We start from the raw sequence: 16,343 nt of genomic DNA, 5'->3' as shown, positions 1-16,343 counted from the left end.
ACTGGGCGCGACGCTGCGCGTCGCGATGCGGGCAGCACAACGCGTCGCCGTGGAACGCTCGATGCTGCAATCCGCGTGTCCGGTCGATTTTCAATGGCCTACTCAACGGAGGTTCAAATGGCAAAGTCAAATGCGCCCGGTGGTCCGATCCGAAAATTCGTCGACGTGCAAAAGGCGCTCAAGGGCGCGTCCTATCCTGCCGAGAAGGCCGATCTTCTGGAGACCGCGAAAAGCAACGGCGCCGACGAAGACGTGCTGAACGCTATCGAGGCTTTGCCCGAGCAGCAGTACGGCAGTCCGGCCGAGGTTTCGAAGGGAGTTGGCGAAGAATAGATGTTGCCCATGGCGTTCGCAACGCTCGGTCGTACGAAAGTGGGGGCGTGGACGCTGCATCTTTTACGCTGGCATGTTGCGCTCGGCCAGAACTTCGGCGGGGCCACAATCGCCGCAGGCGCTGACGTTGCCTCGCGTCGAAGCCCGAAGTCGCGGCGGCTAGCGCCGAGCGGGCGCGCAAGAGCTGGCTGCGGCATCGCCTTCCTCTGTCACAGTCTCTCAATGCCGTCAGGTCTTCGGTAGCGCGGACGCTCGCGCGGCAACGGCCGCGCGAGCCAACGCGTCGTCACGCGGCTGATGCTGCTTTTTCGTTCCCGGCTCGTTCGGCAAATTCGGTCAGCTTGAGGTCGGTCGCTTTCTCTTCCTCGAGCGTCGCCTTGAGCAACTCGACGCCCTTGGTGAATCCGAGTTGCCTGCCAATAGCGCACAGACTGCCATACGCCGCTATCTCGTAGTGCTCGACCTTCTGCGATGCGGCTACGAGACCAGCATCCAGCACGGGACCTTTGTCGATTTCCTCGATCAGCTCCTGGCCTTCCTCGATCAGGCCTTCCATCGCCACACACTTCATGCGTTTGAGACGAATGCCGCACGTTTCGACCACCTGGTCGATTCGCTCGACCTGTCCTTGCGTCTCCTCCAGATGTATCTTGAACGCCTCGCTCAATTGCGGATCGGATGCGGCGCGTGCCAGCTTGGCCAGTGCCTTCGTCAGCTGCTTCTCGGCACTGTAAATGTCCGACAGCATATGAACGAAGAGATCATCGACTGTTTTGCGTTGAACCATGATGGACTCCTTGAGAGGGTGTAGGGACCGGTAGTCGAGCAACGGCTATGCCACGGCCGTCGCCAACGGTTCGGATCCGGGACGGCTGGGCTAGCTCACGCAAGCAGCAGAATCGGCATATTGTTGTAGGACTGCAGGGGCTGCCGTTGGGGCAGGGCAGGCGAAACCGGCCATCAACTCGCTGGCGCCGCGCATCGTGCGAACAGAATGGGTCCCCCGCGCGGGCGCCATGTCTTCGCGATCGGAGATCGACGGTCTGCGATGAAGGAGATCTTGATGCCAGCAGAAACGATAGAACAGCGCATCCGGGCCAAGGCATACGAGCTTTGGCAGGAAGACGGCAGCATGGAAGGTTGCGCGGACGAGTATTGGCGAAGGGCGAGGAGTCTCGTGGAAGCCGAGATTGCCGAAGAGGAGCGCCGACGGGGGGCGGTCGGCGGTGCAGCGCAGAACGATGAAGCGGATAAGTCGGCAGGCTAGCTGCGCAAAAATTCCCTGTCTGCGGCGAGATTCGCAGCAGTTTGCATCGAGTATCTCGGTGTCCGAATCGTCTTTGGTTATTTCCGCCCCACGGTGCGTCTCGGGCGTGGTCAGCAAAACGCGTCGGGATAGAGACTCTCGCTCATGTCGAGGTCGCCGGTCTGAGCGTAGATCAGTGGGTTGCCGGCAGCACTGACGATCGCTCCGTCGACCACGCGGCCCAGCACTAGCCGATGGTCTCCCGCATCCATGTCGCTCACCAGTCGACAGTCGAAGTGAGCCAGCGCATCGGTGAGCAGCGGTGCGCCTGTTTTGCCGGGTCGCCAGGGTATCGACGCGAGCTTGTCGACCGTGCGTCCCGACTGTGTGCCGAAGTGCTTCGCGAGCGCCCGCTGCTGCATGCCCAGCACACTGATGGCGAATACGCGGCCTGTGCTGAGCAGGCTATACGACGCGTTTTCCGGGTTCACACTGACGGCCACGAGCAAGGGCGAAAACGAGACCTGCATGATCGAACTGGCAGTAAAGGCATCGCGGCGATCGCCGTCCGCCACGCCGACTACATAGACGCCAGCCGTCAAATACCGGAACAGTTCTGCAATGTGTTTGCTCATGCGGCGTCCTCTGGTTTGGGAAGCGCGTCGCGCGAAGGGTCGGCTTGCTGCGACGAAAGATGGTGACCGGCGTCGACGCATCCGGACGGTAAGTTGCGATCTCGCTGGATGGGCCAACGACGTCTCATCATATCGCCGCCTTCAGGCCGCAGCCAATGCGCGCCACCGATAATCCGCGCAGTAAACGGTGCTACGCTCGCACGAAAGCGGGTGCGGGACATTGCAATGAAGCACTAGCGACGCGTCGGTACGGAGAATGCTAGGCGTCGATGGCGTCCGGCATCGGCACGTCGTTGGAGCAGCGCCGCACGGGCGGTGACGCTCCACAGTCATCGGAAAGACTATGGGAACGTATGCAATGCGACAAATCTTCAGGCTTCTGGTAGTCATTGTCATTTTTCCAGCGGCGGCTTTCGGTCACACGCTGGACGATCAATTAACCTGCGACGGCAACGCGCACGACTTCGTCGCGGGTCTGGTCAACGGTCAGTCGATCGAGACGCCCGCGATGCGTGTGGAGGCCAACTCGGTCAACGCGTTCCGCCCGGCCCGCGACGCCGGCCTGACCGCTTTCGGCCTTCCCGTGCGTGCGGTCTTCGGCTATCAACCGGGCGATCCGATGTTCAAGACCGGCGCCGGCAAACTACCGTCCGGTCCGCTTTATGGCGTAGTGGTGCTGGGTTCCGCCGATTCCGTCAAGCGTCGGCTTGCTGAAGCCGGAAGCACCGCTGCGGTTCGCCCGGTCGTTCCGTTGCTGCTGACAGCCATCTTGTGCAACCAGTGACGTATATGCGCATCGGCACCCTCCGTGCATTGCCGGCACTCGCGCGACGAAAGCTAGAGGCCAGCCGTGAGTGGAACGCGGCTTGCTGCCAAGGCATCAGAATTTCATCGCCGCGCAAGGGCAATCCATGGACAAGGAAAGAAAGAACGAAGCGTATCCCTACTCCTCGGGCGGCTGGGGATCGCTGAAGGCGGTCGCCGCAATTCTTTCGCAGGAGAAGGTCGCGCTGAAAGACAGCGCCGTGCTGCTGCGCCAGAACAAGCCGGACGGATTCATGTGCGTCAGTTGTTCATGGGCAAAACCAGCCGATCCGCACACCTTCGAATTTTGCGAGAGCGGCGCGAAGGCCACGGCGTGGGACACCACTTCGAAGCGAGTCACGCACGACTTTTTCGACGTCCATACCGTGAGCGAGCTTCTCAGGTGGCACGACCATGACCTCGAAGAAGCGGGGCGTCTCACGGAGCCGTTGCGCTACGACGCGGCAACGGATCGCTACGTGCCAGTGAGCTGGCAGGAAGCATTCGACGAGATCGGCCGCGAGCTCAAGGACATGGACCCTGAACGTGTCGTGTTCTACACGTCGGGCCGCGCCTCGCTCGAAACGTCCTATATGTTCCAGTTGTTCGCGCGAATGTATGGCACGAACAACCTGCCGGACAGTTCGAACATGTGTCACGAAAGCTCGAGCGTCGGACTGAAGGCGGCGATCGGCGTCGGTGTGGGCACCATCACGTTGGACGACTTCGAAAAGACCGATCTGATGTTCTTCTTCGGCCAAAACGTCGGCACCAACAGCCCCAGGATGCTTCACCCGCTGCAGGACGCCCGCAAGCGCGGCGTGCCGATCATCACGTTCAATCCTCTGCGCGAGCCTGGCCTCATCAGCTTCACCAATCCGCAGTCGCCCGTGCAAATGCTCTCGCCGACCGATACGCAGATCAGCACGCAATATCACCAGGTCAGGACGGGGGGCGACACAGCGGCGATCCTCGGCCTGTGCAAGGCAGTGATCGCGGCGGACGATGCCGCCATTGCCGACGGCCGTCCTCGTGTGGTGGACGACGCGTTCATCCGCGAGCACACGCAGGGCTTCGAGGAGTTCGCTCATTTTGCGCGACAGACGCAATGGACCGACATCGAGCAGGTGAGCGGATTGTCGCGCGCCGACCTCGAGCGCGCGGTGGACGAATACATGAAGGCGAACGCCGTGATTGCTCACTACGGCATGGGCCTCACGCAACACCGCATGGGCGTGCAGAACGTGCGCATGCTGTGCAATTTGCTGCTGTTGCGCGGCAACATCGGCAAGCCGGGTGCAGGGCCTTCGCCAGTGCGCGGCCACTCCAATGTGCAAGGCCAACGCACGGTAGGCATCACGGAGAAGCCGGAACTCGCTCCGCTCGACAAGCTCGCGCAACAGTTCTCATTCGAGCCGCCGCGCAAAAAAGGCATGAACATTGTCGAGACATTCGAAGCCATGGTGAAAGGGGACGTCAGCGCGGTCGTCAACCTGGGCGGCAATCTCGTGCGCTCGGTGCCGGACCGTTTGCAAACGGAGCCGGCATGGAGCCGCCTGCGCCTCACCGTCAACGTCGCGACCAAGCTCAACCGGAGCCATCTCGTGCACGGCGCCGTGTCTTATATCCTGCCGTGTCTGAGCCGCATCGAGATCGACCGGCAGGCCAACGGCGACCAGGCTGTCTCGATGGAGGACAGCACCGGCTGCATGCACGGCTCGCATGGCGTGACCGAACCGGCCAGTCCGGACGCGCGCTCGGAACAGGCCATCGTGGCGGGAATCGCCAAGGCGACGCTCGACGGGCGCTCGACGGTGGACTGGGATGCGTGGCGCGACGACTACAGCCGGGTGCGCGCCGCGATCGCCGAAACTTATCCGGACATTTTTCACGACTTCGAGGCAAGGATGTGGACTCCCGGCGGTTTTCCGCGACCCTTGCCGGCACGCGAGCGCAAATGGCAGACGAAAAGCGGCAAGGCCGAATTCATGGTGCCCGAATCGCTGGGCGAGGACCCGGACATGATGGAGCGCGAGCCGGGGGCATTGCGGCTGATGACGCTGCGCTCGGATAGCCAGTTCAATACCACCATTTACAGCCTCGACGACCGCTTTCGCGGCCTCAAGGGATCGCGCATGGTGATCCTGATGAATCGCGCCGACATGGACTCGCATTCGCTCAACGAAGGCGACCACGTGACGCTGCAAACGATTGCCGACGACGGCATCGAGCGCCGGGTCGAAGGGCTGCGCATCGTACCGTACGACATCCCCCAAGGCTGCATTGCGGGCTACTTCCCGGAGTGCAATCCGTTGCTGCCGCTTTGGCATTACGCGAAGGAAAGCAAGGTGCCTGGCGCGAAGTCGATACCGGTGCGTATCGTCTAGCAGCATCGCTAGCGCGTGGGGACAACGGTTGGAGAGCGTCATGAATAAAGGCACCAGTGTGGGATCGCCGCAGGAAACGGCGCGCGAAGGCATCGCACAACCGGACCCCGAGCGCGATCCTGCGGCGCAGTCCGGCACGCACGCGCCCGGCGGCAACCGTCTGAACGACATCGCCGACGAGGACATCGACAAGGTCGTGCCGCGCGAGCCGAAGGAAACGGCGCAGCATGACCACGCTCTGGGCGATGCGGACGAGCGGGACCAACCTGACGAATCAGGCGAAATACCGCGTTCGTTGTAACGGGTCCAGCTTTCAACAGAAAAACGAAGCCGCGCAAGATGCTACGGGCTGCGTAGCAGTTGAAGCCGTGCTTGCCGATCGTGCGTCGTTTTTATCACCTGTTTGATCTTGGCTTCGCGCATGTGCGATGCCACTGCCCGTCGCGAATCGCGTCGACCACGGGCGTGAAGACATCGCTAATCGGTCCGCAGTTGTTCACGGATGAGACGCCGCGCGCTTTGCCGCGTATTTTTGCGGCGCAGCGTCCCACCAATCGCGGAACAGAAAGTGCTGGATGCCTGCACACTCAAACGCTCGCCCACGGACATGATCGCCGACGTTGGACCCCCCATTCGCGCGAGCGTGCTGTGCCACGTCGCTGGCGCTCGGACTCGCTGCCAACGCGCGAGCCTGATCGCCGGCGCTTCGCTTTACGCGGCGTCGCACGTGGCGCAGGCCCTGGCGCAGCCGCAGCAAAGCGCATTACAGCCGGCAGGCGTTCAGGCGGCGCATATCGCGAAGCTGTGGAATCTCACGCTGATCGTCTGCGGGATCGTCTTTGCACTCGTCCTGCTCGCGACCCTCGTCGCGCTGGTGCGCAACACGCGCGGCGGCGCCACGCAGCAGCCGGGCACGCACGCGCCGGACCTCAATTCGATCACGCAGCCCGAGCATCGCACGAAGCGCGTCGTTATCGGCGCAAGCGTGCTGTCGGTGATCGTGCTCGTTGGATTGATCGTCGCCGATGTGCTGACTGACCGCGCGTTGTCGAAGCTGCCGGTCGACGATCCCCTGCGCATCGATATGGTCGGCGCGCAGTGGTGGTGGCAGGCGTCGTATCGCCCCCAGGGCGGGCAGCCCGGCTTCGTCACCGCAAACGAATTTCACGTGCCGGTGGGGCGTCCGGTCATCGTGTCGTTGCAGGCGACCGATGTGATCCACAGCTTCTGGGTGCCCAATCTGCACGGCAAGAAGGACATGCTGCCGGGCATCGACACGACCATCGAGTTTCGTGCTGACCGGGCGGGCGCTTATCGCGGGCAATGCGCCGAATACTGCGGCGCCGAGCATGCGTTGATGGCGATGCTCGTGGTCGCCGACCCCCCCGAGCGCTACGCGGCCTGGGTCGCGCGACAGGCGCAGCCCGCGGCGCAGACCACCGACGCCGTCGCGCTTCATGGCCGCGACGTGTTCGAGCGCGCCAGCTGCGCGGGTTGCCACACGGTGCGCGGCACGTCCGCGAAGGGCATGCCCGGCCCCGACCTCACGCATCTGATGAGCCGGGAGACGATTGCTGCGGGCGTGCTGGCCAACACGCCCCAAAACCTCACCGCGTGGATACACGATCCGCAAGCGTTCAAGCCTGGCACGATGATGCCGGTGGTGCCGCTTTCGGACGCTGATCGCCTCGCGGTCGTTCGATGGCTGACCACACTCCAATGAGCACGACCGAACCGCTACTCGGCCCCGAAGCCGTCGCGCAAATCAAGGACGGACCGGACGCCGACGCCGCCAGGCTGGCCGCGCTCGCGCACACCTGGGCCGACCGCGGGGGCGTGATCGGCTGGTTCAGCGCGATCGATCATAAGTCCATCGCGCGGCGCTTCATGGTCACGACGTTCGCGTTCTTTCTGCTCGCGGGACTGATGGCGCTCGTGGTGCGTACGCAGCTCGCGCGTCCGGCGAGTCACGTCGTCGGCCCCGACATGTACGACGAGCTCTTCACGACGCATGGCACGGCAATGATGTTCCTGTTCGCCGTGCCGGTGATGCAGGCCGTCGCGATGTACCTGATTCCGCTGCAGGTCGGCGCGCGCAGCGTCGCCTTTCCGCGCATGAACGCGTACGCCTACTGGGTGTTCCTGTTCGGCGGATTGACGCTCTTTATCGCCTTCGCGCTAGGTGCGGGTCCACGTTCCGGCTGGTTCAGCTACGTGCCGCTTGCGGGCCCCGACTACGCGACCGGCAAGGGTAGCGACATCTGGGCGCAGATGATCACGTTCACCGAGCTTTCCGCGCTGCTCATCGCGGTGGTGCTGATCTCGACGATTCTGAAGATGCGCGCGCCGGGCATGTCACTGAACCGCTTGCCGCTATTCGCATGGGCCACGCTCGTCACGCAGTTCATGGTGCTGTTCGCGATGCCCGCGGTGATGCTTGGGAGCACGGCGCTGATTCTCGATCGACTCGTGGGTACGCAGTTCTACAACCCGTCGCTGGGCGGCGATGTGCTGTTGTGGCAGCACCTGTTCTGGTTTTTCGGCCATCCCGAGGTCTATCTGATCTTCATTCCGGCGCTCGGTTTCATGTCGTCGATCATCGAGACCTTTTCGCGCCGACCCATCTTCGGCTATTCCGCGATGGTGCTGGCGCTGATCGCCACCGCATTCCTCGCGTTCGGCCTGTGGGTGCACCACATGTTCGCGACGGCCGTGCCCGATCTCGGCAAGACGTTCTTCACGGCGGCGAGCGTGATGATCGCGGTGCCGTCCGGCATCCAGATCTATTGCTGGCTGGCGACGCTGCTCACCGGTCGTCTCAGCCTGAAGCCGCCGTTGCTGTTCGTGCTGGCGTTCTTCTTCATCCTCGTGCTCGGCGGGATGACAGGCATCATGCTCGGCGCCGTGCCGCTCGACCTACAGGTGCACGACACGTATTTCGTCGTCGCCCATCTGCATTACGTGCTGCTCGGCGGCGCGGTGTTTCCGCTCTTTGGCGCATTCCACTACTGGTTTCCGAAGTTCACCGGACGCATGCTCGGCGAACGGCTTGCGTACTGGCAGTTCTGGCTGTTCTTCATTGGCTTTAACGTGACGTTCTTTCCGATGCATCTGCTCGGCCTGCATGGAATGCCGCGCCGCGTGTGGACGTACCCCGCCGGTATGGGATGGGACGGCATGAACCTGCTCGCGACGCTGGGAGCGTACACGATCGGCGTGAGCGTGCTGTTGTTCATCGTCAACGTGGTCGTGAGTCTGCGGCGCGGGGCGCAGGCCGACGCGAACCCGTGGGGCGCGTGCACGCTCGAATGGAGCATGCCGAGCCCGCCGGCGCCGCATAATTTCGACGTGCTGCCGGTCGTCCACGGCCGCACGCCGTTGTGGGAGCCGCAGCGCGCACCGCACGCGGTGGCGGGTCTCGCCGCGCACGCACGCGAGGTGCTGACGACGAGCGCGCTCGACGCGCGGCCGGACACGCGCCCGCTCTTCCCCGGACCGTCGATCTGGCCGTTCCTGAGTGCCATCGCGACCACGATCTTTTTCATCGGCTCGATCTTCACACCGTCGGCCGTATGGTGGGGCACGGTGCCGGTCGCCGTGGCGATGATCCTCTGGTTTTGGCCGGGGCGGCGCGAGAACCAGGTCGCGCGCGCCCTCGAGCGCTGGCCCGATTCGAGCGCCGGGCAAAAAGCGGCGCGCCGTCTGCACCCGAATCCGTCGTCGCGCGAAGCGGCCGGCCCTGGCGTCAGTCCGGTGGCCGCGGTGCTCGACGTGCGCGCATTGCCGAGCTTCGGTTTCAGTCATCGCAGCCTGATGTGGTGGGCGACCGCGGGCTTGATGCTGATCGAGGGGACGGTGTTCGCGATGGCTGTCGGCATGTACTTCTATCTGCGTTCGGTCAACGCGGCATGGCCCATGCACGCGCCACCGCCCTCGCTTGTGTGGGGTTCGCTCAATACGGCGGTGCTGCTCGTGAGCCTGTGGCCGAACCAGCTTGCGAAGCGCGCGGCGGAGCGCGGCGATCGCGAAGGGGCGCGTCTGTGGATGGCCGTCTGTCTCGCGTTCGCGCTTGCGTTTCTCGCCGTGCGCGGCTTTGAATATGCCGCGCTCAACGTGATGTGGTACGCGAATTCGTATGGGTCCATCGTGTGGCTGCTGCTCAGCCTGCACACCACGCACCTGATTACCGATACCGTCGATACCGCCGTACTCGCCACGCTGCTCTACACCGGGCCCTTCGAGAAAAGACGCCTGCTCGACACCAGCGAGAACGCGATCTACTGGTACTTCGTCGTGCTGAGCTGGCTGCCGATCTATGTTGTGATCTACCTCGTGCCGAGGATGCATTCATGAAGCGCAGCGGCATCTCGATCTGGCTTGGTCTGCTGGTGGCGCCCGCTGTGGTGCTCGCCGCCCAGAGCCTCAACTATGCGCTCGTGCATGTCGTCTGCGCCTCCGGGGTGCACGCGGCGCTCGACGCGGTGAGCGCGGTCGCGTTCGTGTTCTCCGTCATCGCGGCGTCGCTCGCCTACCGGCTATGGCGCGGCACAGCGCAGCCGTTCAACGCCAGCTATGTTCCCCGCGATGCGCGTCAGCCGTTTCTCGCGCTGATGGCAATGCTCATCGCCGCTTTATGCGCGGTTATCCAGTTGACGATGTGGTTCCCACAATGGCTGCTCTCGCCCTGCCGATGATCGCGCGGTCTCGCGCTACAGACAGCTGCGCCGACCGCGTCTGCGCCCGCAGGCGGCTAGTCACGTCCCGATGGGCGGGCGCCGCTCTTGCATTGGCCCACGCGCCGATCTCATGCGCGCACGTGCTCACCGATGCCGAGCGCGCCGCACCGACATTCGGCTGGTCGTTCGACGCGTGGGTCGTCGCGTTGATGCTGGCGAGCACGCTCGCGTATGCGATCGGACATGTGCGGCTGCGCCGGCGCGGCTCGCAGCGTAGTCGCGCCACTCGCACCTTGCATGCGAGTGCATTTGCGGCTGGCATGACGGCGCTGCTATTCGCGTTGTGCTCGCCGCTCGATACCTTGTCGGCGGCGCTGTTCTCCGCGCACATGGTCCAGCATGAAACGATGATGTTGATCGCCGCGCCGCTCCTCGTACTGGGACGCCCGCTCGGCGTCTGGATCTGGGCACTGCCGCATGGCGCGCGCCGGCGGGTGGGCCGCGCGCTGCGCGCGCCCGCCTTCGCCCGAGCGTGGCGGGGGCTGACCGCGCCGCTTGCCGGATGGATTCTGCACGCGCTCGCGCTGTGGGGCTGGCATGTGCCCGTGATGTTCGAAGCCGCGCTCTCGCATGCGTGGGTGCATACGCTGCAGCACACGAGTTTTCTGCTGACCGCGCTGATTTTCTGGTGGACCGTCTTCGGCGACGGCGCGTCGCGCCAGTCAGGCGGACACGCGATGCTGTCCGTATTCACGACGATGGTCCACACGAGCGTGCTGGGTGCGTTGATTTCGCTCGCGCCGGGACTCTGGTATCCGTCGTACGTCGAACCGACGAGCGCGCTCGGCATCGATCCGCTGCATGACCAGCAGGCCGGCGGCCTCATCATGTGGGTGCCGGCTGCGATCGTCTACCTCGTCGGCGGCCTCGCGATCGCGGCGCGATGGTTGCGGACCGACGCGCCAGCGGGCCTGACCGGCGATCCCGCAGCGGCGTTGCCGCAGGACGGCGCGCGATGAAGCCCCGCACGCCACGCTCGTTTGGAGGCGCGCGTCGTGAGGCCGCGCTTGCCGCGTGTACGGTCGCCGTGGCGATAGCCGTGGCAGCCGTCGCGATGCGCGGCGCGCGTAGTGAAGGTGCGTCGACTTCCGCGGCGTCGAGCGCAGTGCCTGCTTCACAGCCCGCAGTGGCTTCGGCACGGCCCACGGCGAGTGGCGCGGATGCCGCGACGCTGGCGCGCGGCGAGTACATAGCGAAAGCGGGCGATTGCGCCGGTTGCCACACCGAGGCGCAAGGCGGCGCACCGTATGCGGGCGGACATGGCCTCGTTTCGCCGTTCGGCGCGATCATGGCGACCAACATCACGCCCGATCCGAACTACGGGATTGGTCAGTACACCTACGAGGATTTCGCTCGCGCGTTGCGCAAAGGTGTTGCGCGCGGCGGCAAGCGGCTCTATCCGGCGATGCCGTACAACGCGTTCGCAAAGATGGACGACGCGGACATGCATGCGCTGTACACGTACATGATGCACGGCGTCGCTCCGGTCGCGAAGCCGAACGAAAAGTCGGATGTTGCGTTCCCGTTCAACCAGCGCTGGGCGCTGCGGTTCTGGCAAATGGCGTTCGTGCCGCGCGAGCCGTATCGGCCACGTGCCGACCGCGATGCCCAGTGGAATCGCGGCGCCTACCTGGTGCAGTCGGTCGGCCATTGTGGAGGCTGCCATACGCCGCGCGGAGCCGCTTATCAGGAGCAGGGCACGGATGAATCGTCGTCCGCCTTCCTCACCGGCGGCGTGAACGATCACTGGTTCGCGCCGAATCTTACCGGCGATCCGGGCTCGGGACTCGGCCGCTGGCGCGCGCCGGAAATCGCTGCATTTCTGAAGACAGGGCATGGCAGCGGCGACATCGCCTACGGCAGCATGGTCGAGCAGATCGAGGACAGCACCCAGTACCTCAGCGACGACGACCTGCTCGCGATCGGCCGCTATCTGAAGTCGCTGCCTTCGCGCAGTCCGTCGGGAACGTATGCGCCGCAAGACGACGTGGCGCGCAAGCCGCTCAACGGCAGCCGTGTGCCCGATGCCTTGTCCGTCGGCTACAACGTGTATCGCTCTTTCTGCGCGCAATGCCACGGCGATGCGGGTAACGGCGTACCCAAGGTATTCCCCGCGCTTGCGGGCAATTCGTCGGTGCTCGCGGAAGATACGACCTCGCTGATTCGCCTGATGGTCGAAGGCGGCAACAGTCCGTCGACGCTCACCGGACCGCCGCGCCAGCAAATGCCGCGCTTTGCCGACACACTCGCCGATGTCGAGATCGCTCAGGTACTCACCTACATTCGCGGCGCGTGGGGCAACAACGCGCAGCCGATCACGGCAAACGACGTGAGCGCGCTACGCGAGAAGATCCATAAATAGCGCTGTCGCGCTTCGCGGCGCACCCCGCGCCCATCAAGACACGGGTTCTTGTCTACAAGCCGGCGCGGCAGGCCGGTTCGATTTCGCGCAATTCGCTCAGTAAGTTTCCTGCCGGACTTTTCGTGACTTCGGCAGGCAGTGCGTGATGCCCAGCACAGCGAGCGAGGCGAGCAGAAACGTAGCGACTGGGAACGTGCCGGCGGTATTCACCGCAATTTCGCGCGGCCGTTCGCCCAGCAACTGAATGCGGCGACGTGTCATTCTCGCGCCCAGAGCTCGCAGCTCGTTGCCGAGCGCGCGCTCGGCGGCCGGCAGCAAGACCGTCTCTTCGTCTGCCACGTGATGCATGACCTCCTTCATCAGCTGATGGAAGAGTCCATCGTAAGCGGCATTTTCAGGCCCCATCGAGCGCAGTCTGTCGATGGTCGCTCGCATTTCGTCATGCTCGGGCCGGCTCTTGCTGAGCGTCGGATCATCACTGAGTACGGTGGCCAACGCCGGGTAGAAGATTTCTTCCTCGAGTTGCGCGTGGATCTCCAGCGCGGCGCACACCGAATTCACGATGGCGCGCTTGCGCCACCACGGGCTCTCGGCGTGATAGCGATGGAACGCCGCGAGCACATGCATATGATCCAGGCGGATCATCGAGGTGATGGTCGGAGACATCGAAGTGGTTTCAGGCATTACAGTTCTCCAGAGTACCCAGTGGGATGAAGACGCCGGAAGATCAGTCCGCAGACGGTTGCGCAAGGGCGCCCGTGCCGAATCCCTGGCCACGGGGTTGAGTGACGTCCTCAACGGCGATAGCGCATAGGGGGGGGCCGGCGCACAACAGTTGCGTCGCCACGGTCGCATTCGCGTCGCCGGATGAGGCCGTTGGTCGTGGGCAGCAAGGCGCATACCCGGACTTCGCTCAACGCTGCGTAGGCCGGGCGCCATCACCCGGTCGCCTGATCAACGGCGCTTCACATCACTGCACTGGAGGCACCGCTCCAAGCTTTTCGGCAAGCATCCTCTCGTAGACGCCGAAGTGCAGGTCCACCTCTTCCTGCGTGACGACCGTCACCGTGATGGTGATCTGGTCAGGCAATAAACCCAGCACGGTGGCGATTGCCACTTCCAGCTGCGGCGCACAGAGCCGGTCGTCCGCGAAGGTGGTGCCCACCGAAACCTCATAGGAATTTTCGCGCCTCAACGCCACTTCGACGAGGCGAGCCCGCGCGCTCATGTTGCTGTCGATCGCCAGCCGGATGACGTCGACGGCCGTACGCATCGTCTCGGTCGGAAAACCCTTGGTTGAAGTCAGCCGGACACGGTGCCGGCCGAGAGTGAGCCAGTCGTTGTTGAAATCCATGATGTCCTCACGCGGTGCTTCAGGTTGTCGTGAAAAATGGGCCTCTGGTTCGTCGCGAAAATAGGGCTGTCGCGATGGATTTCAAGAACAAAAAGTCGTGCCAATCCCTTGAAAATTTCGCTGGACGTCCTATCTTAAATTCCGCTCAGGCAGTCGCGCCATGCAGTACGGCGCGCTGCGTTTCGATTTGTTTGCCCGAGGCATGGCAGACGAACTGGAGCGCATAGCCGGTTCGTCTTCCTGCTGGAATTAAAGGAGGAAACGACCATGAGTGATCTCTACTTCGGGACCGACCTTTTCAGTGAGCTCGACCGTCTGCAGCGGCAGATGGCCGGCCTCTTCGGCGGCTTCCCTTCAAGCATCCGTTCGGGGCGCCTTGGCGCCTTTCCGGAAGTCAATATCGGCTCGACCGATAACTCGATCGAGATCGTCGCATTCGCGCCCGGACTCGACCCCGCGAGCCTCGATGTGTCGATCGACAAGGGCCTGCTGACCATCAGCGGCGAGCGCAAGCCCGTCTATCCCGAGAATACCGACGAAAACGCGCGGTTCTATGCGCAGGAGCGGTTCGCCGGCGAGTTTCGGCGCGTGATCGAACTTCCCGAGCACGCCGATCCGGACCAGGTTACCGCGCGGTACACCAATGGCTGCCTCGCCATCAGCGTCGGCAAGCGGGAGACGTCGAAGCCCAAGGCGATCGCTGTGCAATGAAGCCCATTACGGAACACAGGAGGTAATCATGAGCGACACGATGGAACTCGCCAGGAAAGACGAAACGTCAGTATCGCGCCGCGACGGCGACCGGCCGCAGCGACGCGTGACGCTGACCCCTGCGGTGGACGTCTTCGAAGACAGCCAGGGTGTGACGCTGTGGGCGGACCTGCCCGGCGTCACGAAGGACCGGCTCGACGTGAAGGTGCACGACGGCAATCTCTTCATCGAGGCCGAAGCCGTGGTGCCGACTCCGGCCGGGCTCCGTTTGCAGCATGCGGAGATCCGCGAGCCGCACTTCGCACGGGCCTTTTCACTGGGCGCGGACCTGGATGTGTCAAAAGTCGACGCGAATCTGAAGGATGGCGTACTCAAACTGACGATCCCGCGCCGCGAGGAAGCACGGCCGCGTCGCGTGGAGGTTAGCACCGGCTGATAGCCGCTGGCCACATTGCTAGCGAGACAGTCGCGGTGGCGGTCGCGAGATCGCCACCGTTCGGCTTGAGCCCATACCATCGTAAAGGCGCTGCGCGACACGCAGGCGTGCACGTTCGGCAGCGTGCAATCGAGACTTCCCGCCCCGTTTGATCCCACGCTATCCGCACAGTCATATCACGCAGCAGGCACGCCGCATGCGAAAGCTCAGGCGCAGCTCAACCCCGTGCGTGCTGCGCGCACATCACGCCAGAGCCATCGCTCTGAGACCAAGGTCGGTGACATTAGGCCCATGCGTTCGTCTTCGCCCGCATGGCCGGATGTCCATTTGAGCGACCTTCGCCCGAGGTTCGTCCCGCAGCTCACGGCGCAAGGACCTTGGCCGAACCCCATCCTTTTCTGGAGATATGCGATGTTTGTGCACAACAAACGGCTTCAATACACAGTACGCGTGGCAAGCCCGAATCCGGGTCTCGCCAATCTGCTACTTGAACAGTTCGGCGGGCCGCAGGGAGAACTGGCGGCAGCCTGTCGTTATTTCACACAGGCGGTAAGCGAGGAAGACCCAGGCCGGCGGGACATGCTGTTCGACATCGCGACGGAAGAGCTCAGCCATCTGGAGGTCATCGGCTCGATCGTCGCGATGCTGAACAAGGGCGCGAAGGGCCAGCTCGCGGAGGGTGTCGAGCAGCAAGCCGAGCTGTACCGTTCGCTCACCGCAGGCGGCAACGATTCGCACACCACGGCGCTGCTTTACGGTGGCGGACCGGCGCTGACCAATTCAGCGGGGGTGCCGTGGACGGCTGCGTATATCGACACGATCGGGGAGCCGACTGCGGATCTGCGCTCGAACATCGCCGCCGAAGCGCGCGCGAAAATCATCTACGAACGGTTACTCAATGTGACCGACGATGCGGGTATCAAAGACGCCCTCGGCTTTCTGATGACCCGCGAAATTGCCCATCAAAAGTCCTTTGAAAAGGCTTTGCACTCCATCCAGCCCAATTTCCCGCAAGGCAAGAGGCCGGGCGTTCCTGAATTTACCAACGTCTATTACAACATGTCGGATGGCGATGACTCGCCGCGCGGTCCGTGGAACGAGGGGCCGGAGTGGGAGTTCGTCGAGAAGCCGCAACCCGCAGTGGACGGCGGCGACGGACTCGCGAGCGTTCAGGTCTCCGACAAAGACGTCGGTGCGCTGAGCGCAATGGCATCGCGAACGGCGTCCGCGACCGGAGTGAATCCGGTGACGGGTGCCGATTTGGGCGCCGGTCAGAATGGTGCGTCAAGCGAGTGAGGTTCGCAGCGTTCCACCTCACGGGGAACACTGTGCAAGTGGC

The 16,343-nt window shown here is 63.7% G+C and carries 17 protein-coding genes; 13 read left to right on the top strand and 4 right to left on the bottom strand.

Going from position 1 to position 16,343, the window contains the following annotated elements:
* The first annotated feature begins 117 nt into the window (after positions 1-117).
* A complete protein-coding gene (locus ABQJ48_RS28840; RefSeq protein ID WP_367841356.1) occupies positions 118-333 on the top strand; it encodes a DUF2795 domain-containing protein in 216 nt (71 codons plus the stop codon).
* A gap of 286 nt (positions 334-619) precedes the next feature.
* On the opposite strand, the gene ABQJ48_RS28835 is transcribed toward ABQJ48_RS28840, so the two are convergent.
* Positions 620-1,120, bottom strand: a complete 501-nt coding sequence (locus ABQJ48_RS28835) for a YciE/YciF ferroxidase family protein (RefSeq protein WP_367841355.1) — start codon at positions 1,118-1,120, stop codon at positions 620-622.
* A 261-nt stretch (positions 1,121-1,381) separates the two neighbouring features.
* On the opposite strand from ABQJ48_RS28835, the gene ABQJ48_RS28830 reads away from it, so the two are divergent.
* Positions 1,382-1,600 carry a DUF2934 domain-containing protein gene (locus tag ABQJ48_RS28830; RefSeq protein WP_367841354.1) on the top strand — a complete coding sequence of 73 codons (219 nt, stop codon included), beginning with the start codon at positions 1,382-1,384 and terminating at the stop codon, positions 1,598-1,600.
* A 110-nt stretch (positions 1,601-1,710) separates the two neighbouring features.
* Here the strand turns inward: ABQJ48_RS28830 and ABQJ48_RS28825 are convergent, their stop codons facing one another.
* Positions 1,711-2,214, bottom strand: a complete 504-nt coding sequence (locus ABQJ48_RS28825; protein ID WP_367841353.1) for a flavin reductase family protein — start codon at positions 2,212-2,214, stop codon at positions 1,711-1,713.
* Between the two features lie 358 nt (positions 2,215-2,572).
* Here ABQJ48_RS28825 and ABQJ48_RS28820 point away from each other — a divergent pair, with 358 nt between their 5' ends.
* The 8 genes from ABQJ48_RS28820 to ABQJ48_RS28785 all read left to right on the top strand — a co-directional run bounded on the left by ABQJ48_RS28820 (position 2,573) and on the right by ABQJ48_RS28785 (position 12,503).
* Positions 2,573-2,998: a hypothetical protein gene (locus tag ABQJ48_RS28820; protein ID WP_367841352.1), complete on the top strand. Its 426-nt coding sequence runs from the start codon at positions 2,573-2,575 to the stop codon at positions 2,996-2,998.
* A gap of 127 nt (positions 2,999-3,125) precedes the next feature.
* Complete coding sequence (locus tag ABQJ48_RS28815) at positions 3,126-5,405, top strand: FdhF/YdeP family oxidoreductase (RefSeq protein ID WP_367841395.1); 2,280 nt, start codon at positions 3,126-3,128, stop codon at positions 5,403-5,405.
* A 40-nt stretch (positions 5,406-5,445) separates the two neighbouring features.
* Positions 5,446-5,706: a hypothetical protein gene (locus ABQJ48_RS28810; protein WP_367841351.1), complete on the top strand. Its 261-nt coding sequence runs from the start codon at positions 5,446-5,448 to the stop codon at positions 5,704-5,706.
* A 306-nt stretch (positions 5,707-6,012) separates the two neighbouring features.
* Positions 6,013-7,128 (top strand): cytochrome c oxidase subunit II, encoded by a 1,116-nt coding sequence (gene coxB / locus ABQJ48_RS28805; RefSeq protein ID WP_473094206.1) that lies wholly within the window; start codon positions 6,013-6,015, stop codon positions 7,126-7,128.
* Positions 7,125-9,758, top strand: a complete 2,634-nt coding sequence (gene ctaD / locus ABQJ48_RS28800) for a cytochrome c oxidase subunit I (RefSeq protein ID WP_367841349.1) — start codon at positions 7,125-7,127, stop codon at positions 9,756-9,758. The genes coxB and ctaD overlap by 4 nt, the downstream gene beginning before the upstream one ends.
* Positions 9,755-10,099: a hypothetical protein gene (locus tag ABQJ48_RS28795; RefSeq protein ID WP_367841348.1), complete on the top strand. Its 345-nt coding sequence runs from the start codon at positions 9,755-9,757 to the stop codon at positions 10,097-10,099. The genes ctaD and ABQJ48_RS28795 overlap by 4 nt, the downstream gene beginning before the upstream one ends.
* Positions 10,096-11,100 carry a cytochrome c oxidase assembly protein gene (locus ABQJ48_RS28790; protein WP_473094205.1) on the top strand — a complete coding sequence of 335 codons (1,005 nt, stop codon included), beginning with the start codon at positions 10,096-10,098 and terminating at the stop codon, positions 11,098-11,100. Before ABQJ48_RS28795 ends, ABQJ48_RS28790 begins: the two co-directional genes overlap by 4 nt.
* Positions 11,097-12,503, top strand: coding sequence for a c-type cytochrome (locus tag ABQJ48_RS28785; protein WP_367841346.1), 1,407 nt, complete (start codon positions 11,097-11,099; stop codon positions 12,501-12,503). Before ABQJ48_RS28790 ends, ABQJ48_RS28785 begins: the two co-directional genes overlap by 4 nt.
* Before the next feature lie 96 nt (positions 12,504-12,599).
* Here ABQJ48_RS28785 and ABQJ48_RS28780 read toward each other — a convergent pair whose 3' ends face one another.
* Together ABQJ48_RS28780 and ABQJ48_RS28775 are read right to left on the bottom strand one after the other, a co-directional pair.
* A complete protein-coding gene (locus ABQJ48_RS28780; protein ID WP_367841394.1) occupies positions 12,600-13,187 on the bottom strand; it encodes a hemerythrin domain-containing protein in 588 nt (195 codons plus the stop codon).
* Between the two features lie 286 nt (positions 13,188-13,473).
* Positions 13,474-13,857, bottom strand: a complete 384-nt coding sequence (locus ABQJ48_RS28775) for a hypothetical protein (protein WP_367841345.1) — start codon at positions 13,855-13,857, stop codon at positions 13,474-13,476.
* 267 nt (positions 13,858-14,124) lie between these two features.
* On the opposite strand from ABQJ48_RS28775, the gene ABQJ48_RS28770 reads away from it, so the two are divergent.
* The 3 genes from ABQJ48_RS28770 (at position 14,125) to ABQJ48_RS28760 (ending at position 16,300) form a co-directional block, all read left to right on the top strand.
* Positions 14,125-14,568 carry an Hsp20/alpha crystallin family protein gene (locus tag ABQJ48_RS28770; protein ID WP_367841344.1) on the top strand — a complete coding sequence of 148 codons (444 nt, stop codon included), beginning with the start codon at positions 14,125-14,127 and terminating at the stop codon, positions 14,566-14,568.
* Between the two features lie 28 nt (positions 14,569-14,596).
* Complete coding sequence (locus tag ABQJ48_RS28765; RefSeq protein WP_367841343.1) at positions 14,597-15,004, top strand: Hsp20/alpha crystallin family protein; 408 nt, start codon at positions 14,597-14,599, stop codon at positions 15,002-15,004.
* A 411-nt stretch (positions 15,005-15,415) separates the two neighbouring features.
* Positions 15,416-16,300 carry a manganese catalase family protein gene (locus ABQJ48_RS28760; protein ID WP_367841342.1) on the top strand — a complete coding sequence of 295 codons (885 nt, stop codon included), beginning with the start codon at positions 15,416-15,418 and terminating at the stop codon, positions 16,298-16,300.
* The last annotated feature ends 43 nt before the right edge of the window (positions 16,301-16,343 follow it).

The sequence above is a fragment of the Paraburkholderia suaedae genome, from assembly GCF_040812055.1.
Classification (GTDB): domain Bacteria; phylum Pseudomonadota; class Gammaproteobacteria; order Burkholderiales; family Burkholderiaceae; genus Paraburkholderia.
This window is presented reverse-complemented; position numbering and strand designations above follow the sequence as displayed.